This is a genomic window from Marinobacter azerbaijanicus (genome assembly GCF_030250645.1).
Taxonomy (GTDB): Bacteria; Pseudomonadota; Gammaproteobacteria; order Pseudomonadales; family Oleiphilaceae; genus Marinobacter; species Marinobacter azerbaijanicus.
Genome location: NZ_JASSVS010000014.1, coordinates 115,766 through 131,447, shown reverse-complemented (window position 1 = coordinate 131,447; position 15,682 = coordinate 115,766). Strand labels below are relative to the sequence as shown.

Annotated in this window: 9 protein-coding genes; all 9 read right to left on the bottom strand. The window is 61.2% G+C overall.

What is annotated here, in order from left to right; genetic code table 11:
* From QPM17_RS20565 to QPM17_RS20525, 9 genes are read right to left on the bottom strand one after another with little or no spacing between them, the layout of a single operon-like run.
* Positions 1–2,106 carry an ATP-binding protein gene (locus QPM17_RS20565; protein WP_285393429.1) on the bottom strand — a complete coding sequence of 702 codons (2,106 nt, stop codon included), beginning with the start codon at positions 2,104–2,106 and terminating at the stop codon, positions 1–3.
* A gap of 13 nt (positions 2,107–2,119) precedes the next feature.
* Entirely contained in the window at positions 2,120–2,797 is a 678-nt protein-coding gene (locus QPM17_RS20560) for a peptidase associated/transthyretin-like domain-containing protein (RefSeq protein ID WP_285393427.1), read from the bottom strand.
* A 21-nt stretch (positions 2,798–2,818) separates the two neighbouring features.
* Positions 2,819–3,409 carry a Pvc16 family protein gene (locus QPM17_RS20555; protein WP_285393425.1) on the bottom strand — a complete coding sequence of 197 codons (591 nt, stop codon included), beginning with the start codon at positions 3,407–3,409 and terminating at the stop codon, positions 2,819–2,821.
* A complete protein-coding gene (locus QPM17_RS20550) occupies positions 3,406–4,938 on the bottom strand; it encodes a hypothetical protein (RefSeq protein ID WP_285393424.1) in 1,533 nt (510 codons plus the stop codon). Before QPM17_RS20550 ends, QPM17_RS20555 begins: the two co-directional genes overlap by 4 nt.
* A gap of 12 nt (positions 4,939–4,950) precedes the next feature.
* Entirely contained in the window at positions 4,951–8,463 is a 3,513-nt protein-coding gene (locus QPM17_RS20545; protein WP_285393422.1) for a hypothetical protein, read from the bottom strand.
* Positions 8,464–8,473: 10 nt separating this feature from the next.
* Positions 8,474–10,192 (bottom strand): hypothetical protein, encoded by a 1,719-nt coding sequence (locus QPM17_RS20540; protein WP_285393419.1) that lies wholly within the window; start codon positions 10,190–10,192, stop codon positions 8,474–8,476.
* A gap of 20 nt (positions 10,193–10,212) precedes the next feature.
* Positions 10,213–11,127: a hypothetical protein gene (locus QPM17_RS20535; RefSeq protein WP_285393417.1), complete on the bottom strand. Its 915-nt coding sequence runs from the start codon at positions 11,125–11,127 to the stop codon at positions 10,213–10,215.
* A 15-nt stretch (positions 11,128–11,142) separates the two neighbouring features.
* Positions 11,143–13,491 (bottom strand): phage tail protein, encoded by a 2,349-nt coding sequence (locus QPM17_RS20530; RefSeq protein ID WP_285393415.1) that lies wholly within the window; start codon positions 13,489–13,491, stop codon positions 11,143–11,145.
* Between the two features lie 7 nt (positions 13,492–13,498).
* Complete coding sequence (locus QPM17_RS20525; protein WP_285393413.1) at positions 13,499–15,679, bottom strand: putative baseplate assembly protein; 2,181 nt, start codon at positions 15,677–15,679, stop codon at positions 13,499–13,501.
* Between the last annotated feature and the right edge of the window lie 3 nt (positions 15,680–15,682).

Below are 15,682 nucleotides of genomic sequence, written 5' to 3'. Positions count from 1 at the left end.
TTACTCCCACTGCCGCAGGCGGTTGTAGTAGGGGCCAAACAGACTCTTGCTCAGGGGTTTGCCCAGTTTGTTGTATTCCCGGGCGATGGCCCTCACCAGGTGCTCCATGCCGATGGATTGCTGTTCGCCGGCGGCGTAGCAACCGGCCAGAAGCAGAATGCTTTTGATGTTGGCACCGGTCAGCTCGAACTGCCGCGCCAGGAACGGCAGGTCCAGATCCTCCCGGATGGGGGCCGAGGTGGTGAGCAACTGGTGCCAGATCCTTTCCCGTTCTTTCGGGCCGGGGAAGGGAAATTCCACCACTACCTGTATTCGGCGCATAAAGGCGTCGTCAATGTTCTGGGCCAGGTTCGAGGCGAGTATGCAGACGCCGGTATGGGCCTCGATCTTCTGCAGCAGGTAGCTGGTCTCGATGTTGGCGTAACGGTCGTGGGCATCCCTGACTTCGGAGCGTTTTCCGAACAGGGCATCGGCTTCATCGAAAAACAGCACCACATCCGCCCTGGCGGCATGGTCAAAAATGCTTTGCAGGTTTTTCTCGGTTTCCCCGATGTACTTGCTGACTACGGTGGCCAGGTCAATACGGTATAGCTCCAGGCCCAGTTCCCTGGCCACAACGCCTGCGGCCAGGGTCTTGCCGGTACCGGAAGGCCCTACGAACAGGGCGCTCAGCCCGGGTTGCTGCCCGAACAGCTGGTCCATTCCCCAGTTTCTGAGCACCTGCTGCTGATGACTGGCCCGCAGGATCAGTTCTTCCAGCAAACCCTTGCTGGCTTTTGGCAGCACCAACTGGCTCCACCCCTGTCCGGACTTCATCCGTTGGGCGCCACTGGTCATGGATTCCGCCGCGGCGGATTTGCACAGTGCCTTGAGGTCTTCGCCATGGAAGTCCGGGTTGAGTTGCAGGTGATGGCTCAGGCGCTGGCTGATTCCGGCAATCCTGGCCGGTGTCAGTCTGTACCTCTGGGCAAGTTCCGGAATCAGCCCGGCGGGTTGCAGGGCCAGCCAGTGCCCTGGCAGGTGCTGCTTCCAGGCCAGCTCACGTATTTCCGGTGACGGACCGGGAAGCAGAATTTCCACCACCGGCGAGGGCGCGCCCGGGGTTTCCGTCTGCAGTATGAGGTCGTCCGGAAGCGCTTCAAGCAGGGCGGAAAGTTGCTCCGGCGAGGCCTGTTCCGACCGGGGCACACTGACCAGTGCGTTGTGCAGCCGTTGCTCCCGGCGGAGGACGTAGAGGCTCTCCTGCCATTCGGATGTTTCAATCCATTTTTCTGTCCGCACCCGGAGCAGGTTCTGGCCGCGCTTGCGGGCCAGCCATAGGTCGTGATCCTGTCCCGGTTCGCCAGTCAGTTGCAGCGGGGGCAGGGATTGGGTGCTGCCCGGATTCCCTGCCAGACACTTCAGGGCTTCAGTCAGTGTGGGGCGAAGGCGGGGCTGTGGGTAGGGTAATAACTCCAGATACCCTGCCAGTCGATGGTCAAGGGCGTCCCGGCCCAGCAGAAAATCAACAACGCGGTCATCCAGCTTCAGGGGACGCTCCAGCAACGGACGCCGGGGTTCCGACACGGATATGACCCGGTGTCGTATCAATGGCGCGTCAGGGGACAGCATGGCCCGGATGCCCGTTGCTGAGCTGTCCGAACGGGGCAGGTCGGAAAGTTGCTCCACCAGCCCGGGGGTCAGGTAGCGGCGCTGAACATCATCCTGCAGGAAAGCCCACACCCGGGCAAAGCGGGGGTCTGCCTCTCCGGCCAGCAGGTACAGCACCAGATCTGTTTCCTGCTGGCCCAGGCCGAGGGCTTCGGCCAGACGCTGGGGCAGCAATTTGCGCGGGGTGGCGCGGGTTTGCAGAATGATCTGCTGGCGTAGCTGGCGAATGCTTTCCGGCGTGGCAGGGGAATTGCCGGTCTCTCTGAGTTGTGCCAGGTTCCGGTCGATGTCCTCGTCATTCAGAAACAGCCCCAGGAAGCCCTCACGGTTATGGTCGCCGCGCACTGCCCGGAAACGCGCCACTGCCTGTTCCATCTGCAGGGTAATCAGTTGCAGAACGTCGGTCAGGTAGTCCTGATCGTTCTGATAGCCGTCCAGTGTTTCTTGTTGGGTCATGGCGATCACCGGTTTACCGGAAAATGAACCGGCGGTTGTTCACTGGCTGCCGGTAGTCGAGTCGGACGGTCTGGCTCTGGTCGTCGCTGCCGTCGCTCAGAGTCAGGGTGATTTCCCGCGCCAGGGGCAGGTTGTCGATGGCGAAAAAACCCCGCTCGTCGGTGGTGACCGCCGGGCGTGTCTCGGGGGCGGATACCGTTACCTCGGCATTGGCCAGCGGGGCTTCCGGATCACCATCCCGCAATATCTGCCCGGTAAGGCGCAACGGAGTGGGAGACAGCTCCAGGGTGAGGTCGTCAAACGGGCCGGTGATACGTGTGACTTCCCGGCTCTGGCCTGCCAGCTCGAGATCGGACTCGGTGCTGACCAGCCGTCCCGAGGCCAGCTCGAAGTCATGGCTTAACGGTTGATACCCGGGGGCTTTGATGTCCAGCCGGAACTGCATGTCCGGCATCGGGGAGCGATCGCCGAAAACCGAGCCGCCACTGGCGGAAAAACAGAAGTAGCCGTCACTGGTGACCTTTTTGTAGAAACTGGCAGGCAGGTACTCACCGGCTTCGGCATCCCCTTCCGGCGCCGGCCGGTACCAGAGGCTGAGGGTGAGTCCCCGTGAGACAGGCAGGTTCTGCACCTGGTCCAGTACACGGCCACTGATCAGAGCTTGCGCGACGATAACCGGGTTGTTGCTCATGGGTCTGTCCTCCGCCTCGGGTTATTTCTGGCCTAACACGGTATAAGCCTCGCGAACCGGACCGTACTGCTGCGGGCTGCGATAGGAGTCAATGGCGACGCCGTCCACCCGCAGCATGGTGGCCAGCCGCATGGGCTGGCTGAAGGCATTCCATAACTGGGTGAGCTGTTCCAGGGGAATGTCTTCCGCTATCACCCGGATCTGGTCCTGCTCGCGCCCGAAACTGCTGTCCAGGGCTTCTCCGGCTATGGACTCCAGCACCGGGTGGTCATGGAAATGTTGAAGAATGCGCCCCAGCATCAGCTGATTGTTGGTTTCATTGTCTACCGGAAGCAGCAGGTATTTCAGTTGCAGCGGCAGTGGCGGGTGTTTTTCCTCACCGGCTCCGGACCGCAGGGGCATGGGGTTACGGGGCCGCTGTTGCTGACTGATGTGGTAGAGGTAAAGGCTGACCACCACCTGGTTGTTGAGGTTTTCCCCCGGCGGTTCCAGGGCAATATTGGTGGCTGCATCGGTGACGGAGAACTCGGTGTCCGGTGCCTCGTCCAGGGCGGAAAAAATCTGTCGCCGCAGTTCCTCGCTGACCCGTTCGATAATGGTGTAGTTGCTCACGACGTTGTCCCCTGAAGGTGCGGGAAATGATCAAAATGAAAGGTCACGACGGTGCCAAGCCAGGGGAGCCAACCCGGGTTCAGATCCAGCCCCGCCAGGCGCAACTCGAGTCTTACCTGACTGTTATCCATGTACATATCCAGGTGTCCGGGTGTGTGGACCAGTTCCGCGGGAACCCGGATCAGCGTCGGGGTCCAGAGCTCCGCGTGACTGAACCACTGCGCGGCCAGTGACACCAAGGTCTGCCGTTCCGGCAGTTGTGGTAATGATTCCAGCTCGGCCACGGACTCCAGGCCGAGCCGTTGCGCCAGAAAGTCACACAACGCATCGTCCGGATCCAGGTCCAGTTCCCGTGCCAGCCGGTAGAGCCAGGCCCAGCCATTGGGAAGTAACTGCCAGGCCTGTTCCATGATGGCCTGTATGGGCGGACGGTTCAGGACATTGAGCAGGTAGAGCACTCCGCCCATATTTGTGCGTAATCTGCCAGAGCGGCTATTCGCCTCCTGACCCGGTGGGTACGGGTCTACCGCTGCAGTTTCCACCGGCTCTGGACTGGCGCTTCTGTGGACGGTGCCGGGTCCGGCGCGTTCAACCGTTTTCGGGGAACCAGGGCCGGTGTGCAGTGCCCCCGAATCACTGGCGGCTTGAGGCAGTGACTCATTGCCCCGGCCGGTTACCTGGGAGTGACCTGTCCCGAGGCCGGTCTGCGGCGCAGATTCCTCAAACCTGCCCGCATCAGGCTGTGGTGGGGTGTCCGGGGTTGAGGTGCTTGTTGCGGCACGGTCCCGTCTGGTCTGTGCCATTCTCTGTTGGACCGTTGCCAGGGTCCGGGCGGGCGCTGCACGCAGCGCCAGTGCGGCAGAGTCGGTTGCGACAATCAGCGCCGCCAGTCTTGAGCGAGCGTCAGTATCCGGCAACGATGCGAATATCGGCTGCCAGGAATGACTCTGGTCGAAGGAAATCACCATGCCGGGTCTGTCAGTTATTGTGGCTGCAGGGGCCGGGTCAAGCGTGTGCTGCGCCAGTCCGAGCTCGTAACACAGAGCAGACATCACAGCCGCGCCATTGTCTGCAGAGAGACACCGCCAGACGTCAATCAGGTTTCCCTCAGATGCCAGGATATGACAGATGGGCACTAACTGGCGCGGATGCTCCTGCATCAGCTGCTGTATGGCATCGCCGGCCGGAAGCGGCCAGAGGCGGGACCAGCGCTGCCAGTACCAGTGTTGGGAGGCGACGCCTCTGGATATATCGGTGACGAGGGCAGCAACCAATGCCGCCAGGCTGGGGAAGCGGACTACCTCGGAGGGATCCCCGCTGTCGATCTGTTGGCGCGCCTTTTCCAGCAGTTCGCTGGCCAGCCGGCTTTTGCCGGCAGAGGCGGCAACCCGACGGACCAGTACCCAACTGCCATCCGCGGGTGCTGGCCAGTGGCTGGACTCCAGCTGTGGCAGCAGGCGTTGGCGAGTACCAGAAGGGCCGCGCACAGTCAGCCTGTGGATCCGGGTTGTGTCTGTTTGCTGCAGCAAGGTCACTCCGGGTTACCTCCGTAACTTGCCAATAACCGTGGACTGGCTGCTGATCCGGATATTTTTCTGTAATACCCGGGTGATTGTTACCTCGGTGCTGTCGGCAACCTGGTCTTCCACGGCGAGCACCGCTGACACCCTCTGAAGCTCATCCAGCAGCTGGAGTTCGGTGCCCGGCAGTGGAAATCGATTGAGCCGGACGCTGAGTCGCTCACCAGGCTTGATCAGCCGTGGCGGTGCGGTCACCTGGCCCCGGACAATGTCTTCCGGATCTCCCAGGGAGGCTACAATCAGGGTGGCGCGGATCATGTTTTCCATGGCCTGCCGGCTCTCGCTGGCGGGCTGGTCATCAAGCTGTCTGAACCACCAGTCCACCAGTTCGGAGAGGGTGCGTACCCGGTTGAAGTCTTCCTTTTCTGCCCGTTCCAGTCCCGGCCAGCGGCTTACGTCAGCGACCCGCAGCCGGTCATCTTCGGCCAACTGTCCCCAGGTCAGCCGCAGGGACCCGGACAGGCCGCGAAGGTGCTGCAGCAGACAGCTTTGCGCCAGTTCCAGGTTGTTGAGCAGCTCCTGGGCCTTTTTCCGCAGCAGGACGGATTTCGAGCTGATTGCATCTTCCAGGGTCAGCACCCGTGCGCTCTCCTGCTGGGTCTGCCGCATACTGTCCGACTTTGCCGGGAAGACTTTTTGCGTCATGCCGGTCAACAGCGCCCGGTTATTCAGTCTGAGCGTCTTTAACCGCCCCTGGAGGGCCGTGGATATCTGACCAACCTCCTGTTTCTGTTGCTTTTCCTGCAGTCGGATCTTGCGATACTGCTGGAGAACCGAGGTATTGAGGTTCAGTGGAACCCGGGGAATCACTGGCTGGAGGGCTACCCAGTCCGAAACCGGAATTTCCGCTACGGTGTCCAGGAAGCCGGCCAGGGATTCGGGTAACTCAACCGTTCTGTCCGGGTCACAGGCGGGCATTTCGTCATTGCCCTGCCGGAAGCGGAGTGCCAACGGATCTGCCGCTGGCAGCGAGGCCTCTGCGCTGCGCACCCTTATATACCAGAGCCCCCGGATACCCGTGGTGAGTATGCGTGAGCGTTCTTCATTCCGTTTTTGTACCCGCTGCCAGTCTTCCATCAGTAGCTGTTGGGCAAGCGTGTAGTCACCTTTTCGCTCGTCCATCACCTGGGCAAGACTGTCCAGTTTCTCCCTGGCAATGCGGATACTGGCAGAGAGTTTCTCCGCCTCGGCTTCAAGACGGTTGAGCTGACTGATCTTTGCTTCCCGTTTCCGTTCCAGGCGATTGAACCGGGATTCGGTGCCCTTGATCCAGCGGGTCAGGGCTTTGCCAGCGTCCAGGAGGGCATCGTACTGGTCTTTGATGATCGTGTTGGTATCGTCCTTCTCGGTGTTCAGTTTGCCCGGATCCACAAGTTGCTCCGGTTTGAACAGTTTATTCAGGCTCTTACTGTCCCCCTTATCCAGTTGCTGGTCCGCAAGTGTGTTCAGTTCCAGGAGCTTTGCGTGGTTCTTCTGGTACTGGGCGGCGGCAGGGCTGGCATCTTCCATCACCGTGAAACCGGAGACAAACGGCGTGAAAGACTGCTTCATTACGGGTGTGTTGCCGTCGAGAGGCGCAAGCGCCTGCCCATGGGTCTGTGCCATGATCTCGATCGCAGAGGTGTTGTCCGGGTTCCTCCTGAGCAGGGTGTCACCCTGAACCGAAGCCCGTTTGACGGCGCTCTTTTCCAATAACTCCATTGAGCTGCGCTTGCGGACACCACTGCCCAGTAATGCTTTCGAAATCCCCCCATAGGACCGCTCGCTCTCCCGGGTGCCGGTAACATTGTAGGCATCCGGACTGAGCGCGTAGCTGTACTGAAGCGCCCCTTTACCCTTGGCCGCGTTGGTACCGGAAGCCACTCCGCGGGCCAGGGCAGAAAGGGAGGCCGATTGCACGTCCAGTTGCTGACGCTGCAACAGCAGGAAGTCTCTCAGGCGACCTCCGCGGCTGGTCAGGTTGCGGATCTGGTTGCGGGTTTCTTCGATGTTCACCAGCAAAGCTGCATAACGGACCACCAGGCCGTCCTCATCCGGTTCCTGCGCATCGGGTGACTGGCTGGCGTCGTTCGGTTGCCCCGCAAGCCAGGCCCTGTAGTCTTCCGGTGGTTCCGGTTGCGGCTGGTTGTAGGGGTAGGCCGGCGTCTCAGAACCGCCATCCTGGTTCTGTTTCAGTTCCGTGAAGAAGGTGTCCGGTGTGACCGGCGCATTCTCCGCCTTGGGCAGGCCCAGATCGCCCAGCCTGTCAGGATCGTGGATGATTCGTTCCAGCGCCCGTTCTTCCTCCGTTCTGCCAACCGGTGGTTCATGGCTGGGCACAATGTGGTAGAGGTGGTAGAACTGGGATTTCCAGCGCATCCAAGCCCGATGGGCTCGCATCTGGTACCGGTAAAGGTCGTCCTCAAGCCGTCTGTCCGTTGGCGGTATATCCAGGAGGTCCGGGCGATAGTCGACCGGGTTGAGTGCAAGCAGTAACCTCAGGCGTTCGCCGCCAGGACGGGTCAGGTTAACCGGCCGGGAAGGGAGGTGTCGGTGAATCAGGTCGGGTATCCGGTCTTCCGGAACCGGAATCATATCCAGGCCAATGTGTTCGGGAAGTCCGGTCATCTTTACTTCGGCAGAGTCGGGGCTGTGCAGCCAGCTGACCGGCAACTGTCCCGCTGCCGGCAGGTAGTCCAGCCCAAGGTTCGACCTCAGAAACAGGTGCTGTTCCGTTGGGCCTGACGCTCCGCTGCTCCGGAGCTTCTCCATGACCCGATTGATGGCGGTTTTGGTCTGGGCCAGTAACACCTGATAGCCGCTGTCCGCAGTGGCCATATAGCGCCCGGCTTCGGGTGAAACCCATTTTACTTCGGGCGCATCGCCGTCCCCCGGCGCCACGCACACCAGTGCCACCGGTACGGAGTCCGGGTGGTTTTCCAACAACTCGCCACTGACACCCGCCGCCGCTATCCGGTTTTCGATCAGCGAGCGATCCAGATCGCTGGCAGCAGTGCCGGCAATGGCCAGCCGACGCAGGGAGACCGTGGTAACGGTGACCAGTTGGGAATCACGGGTCGGATCAAACTCGGCCCGCTGACAGGGTTCCACCCGGGGGCTGTCCACATGGCGAAGGTCCTGGCTCAGAGTCAGGTAGTAAATGCCGGTGGCATCATCGCTGGCCACTGACTCCAGGTATTGTTCGATCAGCGCCTGCCAACCGGTTTTCAGTTCAGAGAACAGGTGGATGGTTCTGCCGTTTGCCGCGACAGCCAGACCGGGTGTCACCGTGACACTGTCCAGCGACTCATCTGCCAGTGTCAGGCCGTGAACAATGCCCGGGTGGCGGTGCAGGAGCAGGGGAGACAATCTGGCATCGGCCCAGGCCTGCTGTCGGTCCAGTTCCTGTTCGCCCAGATGCCTGCCCGGGAACATGTGTACCCGCTCCAGGCGGTAGTCGCTGCGAACGGGGCGGTTCAGTGCTATCAGTGTCATGGCAGGTTCCTCAGCGAAGGGCGTCCAGTTGCTCTTTCCATTGCTGTAGCAGGCTTTCCGCAAGGCCCAGATCCGTCCCCGCCCGGATGACATGCCTGGCTGTGCTTCTGATATCAGGTTCCGCTTCCATGAGGAGATCACGAAGTCTCAGCAGATTGTCCTGTTGCTGCGCCTGTTCAAGGGTTTGCCAGATGACCGCGTCGTAGTGCCGCTCAACCCTCAACAGGGTATCGAGTACAGCACGGATGGCGCGGGGCTCCCGGGGAAGGTTTTCGGTCAGCGCCGCGATGGATTCTTCGCCTTCCTGACTGGCTGCGGGCCGGATTTTCGCAAGTGACTGCACATTGACCATGCGTAGGAAGATGGTGTGCTCATCCTCGATCCCGGTTGCCACCTCTGGCGGTGTGTCGGTGTCAACGTCGTCATCGGGTTGCGAATCCGGAACGCTGGATCCTTTCGCAAGGATAATGCTGCTGATGCCAGTTTCCGCGGCCCGGACCGGGCGTCTCACATAGACCAGCCTGTCACTTTCGATCCGCTTCCAGATTTCTCCCCAGACGCTGGCATCGGTATCCAGGCTGTGGGACGGTGATTTCCTGTAAAGCCGCAGTGCCAGAGGATCCGGGTACAGAAAGTCCCGTTCGTTCTGGGGATTATCGGCCACCAGTTGCTTCGACAAGGTACCGTAGTCCCTGTCTGAGAGCGGGGCCAGCACCATAATGCTGATATCGCGGTCCCGATTCAGGTCAATGGCCGGAAGCCCCATGGACTCGCGGCGGACAAGCTCCAGGTCTGCCTGGCGAATCGGTGCAATAGCGATGTCAAAAGACGCCGGGAAATAGCTCTGAAAGCCTTTCTCCGGATCCACGGAAATTTTGGGCAAACCGCCGACCGGCGGGATGACCGGGAAATAATCGGCAGCGGCAAATGGCTGGTCGAGTCCGCCTGCGGCACGATGTCCGATGATATCGTCAAGCAGGGACTGGTACTGACGGTGGAGATCCTCTTGCAGGTCATCATGGTCTGATACCGGGCGAATCGGATGCCTCAGAAGTTCGTTGTCGACCCACTGCGGAGTATCCTGGGCGATGGCCAGCACGCCCAGCGCCACAGAATCTTCGGGCACCACGCTGCTGGCCAGTCTGCTGTCCAGCAGCTCCGCCATCAGCCGCGCTCGCAGTCGCAGAACATCCAGCGCGGGCAAAGCGACCGGAAGGGGAACCAGTCCCAACTGGACCGATTCCGTCACCAGGGCATAATCAGAACCCCGGCGATCTTTCAGGTCAGTGGGAAACACCTCGGCTATGTCGGTCGGCACGTCCACATAACGCAGCACCACTGCGTAGAGCCCGCGATTGAAGTGGCGGTATCTGCCATCGTTGAGCTGCGAGATCAGGGCTTTGTCGCCGGGGTTTACAGTCATTCGGGTGCCCAGATGCAATACCCGCCCGGCTGGCGTCATGGCCTTGCCCGGTTCGACGATCAACCGGTAGGGATCGGTGCTGAAGCTCAGCTCAAGCCCGTCGATGATGCCGCTGCCCAGAGCCTTGCCAACCTCCCGCAAGCGCTGGTCCAGATAGATCTGGTCGCGTTCCAGATCTTCGGCGGTCAACAGGCGGCCGTCAAAGTAATGGGTTCGTGTCATGCGCGGATCAATATCCGCGAGCTTTTCCAGGTTGTCGCCACCGGCGATGGGGTCGCCGAGAGGCTGGAAGAGTATGTCGCTCATAACCGTTCCTTGTTCAGCCGTTACCCGTTGCCGTTATGTCTTGCAAGCCAGGCGAGCTGGCTGGCAGTTGCCAGAAACGGACGGACTAGATTGTTAATGTGAATCAGACCCGGGTTGAGGACGGTGCCGGACGGGTCGGAAGTTTCGATCCGGATTCGCGCCAGCAGCAACCGCGCACCGTCTTCCAGTTCATGGGCCAGGTTGTGGGTGGACAGGCCATTGCTTTCCAGGGCGTGGAGCAGTCGCGCATGCAGCGCAAGTTGGCGTCCGGCCTCCGGGTTGCTGTCTTCCAGGTCATTCAGGGTCTGTTGTTCATCGGCAGACAGAGAGGGCATGTCATCGTCCACCGGATTGTGGCTGGCCCAGGGGGTGAAACCCTCTTCCGGTGAACCGGGAGGCAATTCGGGGATCAACTCCAGATGAACACTATCTGCAGTGCGGCTGGGCTGAACGGCGTCGGTTCCCGCATTGAGTTTGCGGGTCAGAACCGGTTGCCGTGCGATGGGGCAGTCCTTGTGGCGCACTGTCACCTTCAGCCAGAGCTCCCCTGCGTCGCTGTCAAAACCTTCCAGTAGCTTTCCTTCGGGTTGGGCAGCAAGCCACTGGGCCAGACGGATACAATGACTCTCATGGACCATGACTTCCCGCCCCAGGCCGTCAATGCCAACGCCTGGCCCCACGCGCAGCTGCAGATCCTCCAGGTGGTCGCTGCTGTTTTCGTGGGTTTCCGGGTTCATGCTGACCCGCATCCCGGCCAGAGTTCCGAAGCCGTGTAGCCAGTACTGATGGCGGGTAAGCCGGCGGCGGTGGTAGGCCTGTTCATCCCGCGTGGCTTCCAGCCCCAGCATCATGCCGGCTTCATAGGCGACACGGCGCAGGGGCTCTGCCAGTTGATCGTCCTGCTCCAGCGTGGGCAAGTCCTCAGCACTACTCATGTGGCCTCCTTGGTATCAGGTCCTGGCATGGACATCGGAAGGCGAGAAGGCCGCGGGGTTGCGCAGCACGCCTTCCTGTCCGAGCCAGGTGTTGTCCAGTACAACCGGTCGAACTGCAGGCCGGGTTTCCATAAAAGTGTCTACTTCCAGCAGTGGCGCGGTACCCAGAACAAAAGGCTGTTCACTCTCGACAAACTGCCACTGGATATGCGCGGGCATGGCATCCGCCAGAATTTCGCTGACACGGTTCCGGAGCTGTATGCCCGGGCCGTTCAGCACCACGCTGACTTTGTGTCCGTGGTTGTCGAAAAAGGCCTCTACCGCTTCGTTCTCCTCTTCATCCGCCAGTTCCGGCGCGAACAGGGCAAGAAATTCCCGGGCATTGATGTCTGCCAGAATCAGGCTGTCGCCGATAATGCTGTTGCCACTCATGCCGGTCCCAAGGGTCAGCGGGTGATCCCGGTCATCCATGTAGCGGCCAAGGATGGTGGCCATGGTGCGGCGCAGCCGGAAGTTTTCCACCAGCACCACTTCTCCCCGCGTTACCGCACCGTCGCAGGCAATGTCCAGTGCCAGATTGGTTGCCGGCAGGGTTCCCTTGTATTGCTGGATCGCAGTGGCGTGTTTCAGCCAGCGACGCTGACGTTCTTCCGGCCAGTGTGTGGGTAGATCGGTACCGATGGCGCTGGCGAGCCAATGCAGATGTTCCGTGGGTGCTGAATCCGGATGCACCAGTTGGTCGCTGGCCGCAATGCGGCCCTCCAGGGGTGTCAGCATGCCCTCGAAACTGGCGAGCAGTCGTTCCCGCACATCGGCACCGTTGGCGGGTCCGCTGTTTTCCCCATCGCTGCGTCGTTTTTCCTGCTGGTAGAGTTCCGGGAAGTAACGCTGCTGATAGGAAAAGCGGGGATGGTAGACCCTCAGGGCATGCAGCGCGGGTGACTGCCGCAGTGTTCCCCGGAAATGCACCTGTAACTGCAGGTATCGACCGCGAATGTCCCGGACCTCTCCATCCGGGGCCTGCAGCAGTAGCTCAAACAGGCCTCGCTGCCCCGGTTCGTAACCGGACAGCGACGATCCGAATGGCAGCTCGGAAGGCAGGTGATTCCAGACCGGCACTGGCTGATCGAGCAGCGGCGCAGACGTGCGATTGTCCGGATGGTCATAGACCCGGGCGGAGAGTGTGAGGCTGCAGCCAGCCGGAATGCACGCATCCAGATAGACGCGATGCCACAGTGTATCCGGATGTCCGGAGTCCATAGTGTGGCTCAACAGGGCGCTGGATTCCTGGTGGTAGCGGACCTGGCGCAGGGGGTGGAGCTCACGGGGGCGAATGGGCGTGCCGGCGAATTCCGGCCCTGCGTCGGCCTGGTAACGGAGCTGGCCATCGGCACTGGACACAAACCGGGGGACCGACAGTGAGAGCATCGGATAGCGCTCCCGCACCAGGCGCGACTGGTGGTCTCCCTCCTCGTCATCCCGGTAGAGGGTCATTACCGGGCAGTCCCTGCGCACGAATTCCGTGTCGCCTTCTTCCTTCGGCGCCAGTGCTGCCAGTCTGCCGGAAGCGGTCACACCGAGGTCAATTGAGAAAGGAATGTCTTCTTGAAATGGGTAACGGGTCCACTCCTTTTCCGGGTCCATGGTCTGTGGGCGGGCGAACACCGCCTGCTGACCGGACTCCTCAACGGCCAGCAGATAGAGGTGCTCTTCGTCGCCACACAAAGCCAGGGATTGCTGCAGTTCCGGCAGGGGATGCTGCCAGGTCTTTGCCAGTTGCCCGGGGTTGACTGTCACCGGTTCGAAGCGACTCTGATCCGGTTGGTAGGGCAGCGGCAGCGGCTCGCCCTCGCACAACATCAGCAGACTGGCCCCCAGGCACCAGACACGGTTTTGCCGGTCCAGCCAGACCCGGTGTACCCGCTCCGGCAGGGAGCAGCTGGCCTGCCAACGGTGGCCAAGGTGGAACAGGGTCAGTCCATGCTGGTTTTCCCCGTCACTCCAGGCCAATGCCAGCAGGCCATCCCGGTTGAGGTTCATGTCCAGATACCGGCAATCATCTGGCGGGGCAAGCTCCTCCAGCATTCCATCCTCCAGTGGCATCTCACCGCGTCCACTGTTGAACAGTACCTGTCTGAGGTCATCTGACAGGCGGGCAATCTGCCCGAAGCTGTCCATGGCCATCGGGGTGGCCGTTCGCCATTGCTCCATTGCTTCTTCCGGCTGGCTGGCGGGCAGGCGCAAATCCTGGTTCTGGGCCAGGGTGAGCGCCTGACGCAGAGGGTGCCATTGCAATCGCGTGGAGGCGTTCGCAAATTCATCGGCGGTGCGGAGCAGGAAATAGCGGGTACTATTGACGTCCATAAACCACCTAACAGAGATCCGGAATGACCGGGACGGCAATGCCCGGACCCGGTTTCGGCGGTCCGCCGGACCCCGGGCCTATACCGTCTGGAAGTGTCAGCGGACCCGGTCCGCTCTCGATCCGTACACCAAGCAGTTCCGGCAGTTGGTAATCCTGCAGTGACAGCTGGTCACCATCTGCCAGGGATTGCCACGCTGCGTTTTCATCCGCCCGGGTGAACAGGGCCAGACCATGCCAGGACTGAACCCCGCTGACCCTGGCAACCTGGGTGGCCAACTCGTTGGCGCTGACCGCACGCCCCATGGGCCACCCCTCGCCATCTGCTCCGCCAGGCGGAAGCGACCACAGGTAATGGACAAGTGCCGTGCGGACATTCTGCAGGGTCTGCTGTTCGGTCTGCGGGTCTTTGACTTCCACCCGCACCGAGATCGCTACAGGGACAAATTCCGGACTGAGCACGTGCAGCTCTGTCCCGATCGTGATGCGCTGAAGCAGGTACCTGAACACGTCTTTCAGCAGGCCGCGGCTGGGTTTTGGTCCAGCTCCGATCGCAGGAGCGGCGGGTGGCAGCACAAACACGCTGACGGCACCGGGTACGTTTCTGCGCACGGCGTGAATGCTGTTGCCTGGAAGAAACCCCGGACTGACTTCGGCGCGGGCGACCGGATTGACCGGGTTGCCCTCGGTAATCACCTTGAAGTCCGTAGCGGTTACGGCCCGATTGCGATGAGTCAGGAACTTCGGAATGCGTTTCTCGGCCTGCTCGACGGTTTCCGCGTCCAGCCCTCCGGTTAGTGGCCAGAGATGCCGCAGCCGGAGGTTGTTGCCGGCACCGATGATTTCCTTGATGGTCTCCGGCGGAAGGCTGGTGTCGGCGCCTCCTCCATACCGGTATTCCCGGGCACGGATTCTGGCTCCCGAGGGCACTCTTCGCCCGGCGGAAATGCCATCACCGAAATAGAGGTAGCCCGTTTGTGCATCGAGCCGGTATACCCGGGCCTCCGGGGACTGACCGGCGAGAAAGTCCTGTCGTGTCCAGGTCCGCCATTGGCCGTTTTCCTCTATCTGCACATGCAGCGAGGTTGCTTCGATCTGGTTGTCGGGCAGGGCGATAACCTGATCCGGCATGCCGGTTCCCATGCCGACGATCTGGTTGGTCCGCTGTCCCTGGGCGACAACGTCGATGCCGTTAAGGTCAAGGTATCCCAGTGTCAGCCCCGGCTCATCCGGACATCGCAGCCGCAGCCAGAACGCCGTCCGCGCTGCTTCCTCGGGGTCTTCCAGCGCAGGGGGCAGGTCCTGGATCCCGTTGAACATCGGGTCGGTGCTGGAAAAGTCCTGAAGCAGCCGGGGATTGCGGGGGATTCTTATGCGGGCGACTCCGGCCTGTCGACCGCCGTTGGAGCTGTCGTCGATAACATCAAGGGGAAGGAAGCGCACGGTGCCGTCATCGCTCTGGTTGACCAACTCCCATACCAGAACCCGGGGGGCGATATCGTCCACCTGATCCTCCGGCTGCCTGTCGGCAGGCGCAACAGCAACGTTCAGCACAATGCCGGCGAGGCTCTCCCGCAGCGGCTTGAGCTGGCCTGCAAGCTGCTTTGGGGCAACACAGGCCAGATAAAAGGCCTGGTCAAGGCTTCCCTCCAGCGTCAGGGCTTCCTGTCCGGGGCTGAACTGGCGGGGAAGGAACGGTGTGGGATCTTCCCCGTCCGCGAGCCCGAACTGTTCTTTGAGGTCGCGGGGTGTGATACCCATATCCTTCAGCGCCTCGGGGCCAATCGTCTCCTTGATCAGAATCCGGCTATTCAGATTCGTTGGCTGCAATTCTCCAAGTGTTGTCAGATTATGCTTGCCGCCCCGCAGTTGGCTGCCATCCCTGACCAGCGGAGCGAGCGTTGTGCTGCCAGGAGCCGCGTCGATACAGACAATACCTCTTGCTGCCCGGGCGGGGCGCACGGGTATCTGTAGCAGATTGAGAAAAGCCCGCCGCTGGCGCTCGGGGATCAGGTTGGCCCGGTAAAGAATGGTTTCCGTAAACCAGGCAAACAGATCGGTGATCGTATGCACCGGGTCGCCGGGAGCTACCTGGGTCAGTTCCGGCAGGTGAGCACTCAGCCGCTCCCTGGCTTCCTTAACCAGATCATCAAAGCGTCTGTCGTCCAGGTTGGGAACAGGTAATGGCATAGA

Excerpts from the sequence above, each read along its gene's own strand:
- QPM17_RS20540 (WP_285393419.1), bottom strand. The coding sequence starts at position 10,192 with ATGAGCGACATACTCTTCCAGCCTCTCGGCGACCCCATCGCCGGTGGC.
- QPM17_RS20535 (WP_285393417.1), bottom strand. The coding sequence starts at position 11,127 with ATGAGTAGTGCTGAGGACTTGCCCACGCTGGAGCAGGACGATCAACTG.
- QPM17_RS20525 (WP_285393413.1), bottom strand. The coding sequence starts at position 15,679 with ATGCCATTACCTGTTCCCAACCTGGACGACAGACGCTTTGATGATCTG.
- QPM17_RS20545 (WP_285393422.1), bottom strand. The coding sequence starts at position 8,463 with ATGACACTGATAGCACTGAACCGCCCCGTTCGCAGCGACTACCGCCTG.
- QPM17_RS20565 (WP_285393429.1), bottom strand. The coding sequence starts at position 2,106 with ATGACCCAACAAGAAACACTGGACGGCTATCAGAACGATCAGGACTAC.
- QPM17_RS20560 (WP_285393427.1), bottom strand. The coding sequence starts at position 2,797 with ATGAGCAACAACCCGGTTATCGTCGCGCAAGCTCTGATCAGTGGCCGT.
- QPM17_RS20530 (WP_285393415.1), bottom strand. The coding sequence starts at position 13,491 with ATGGACGTCAATAGTACCCGCTATTTCCTGCTCCGCACCGCCGATGAA.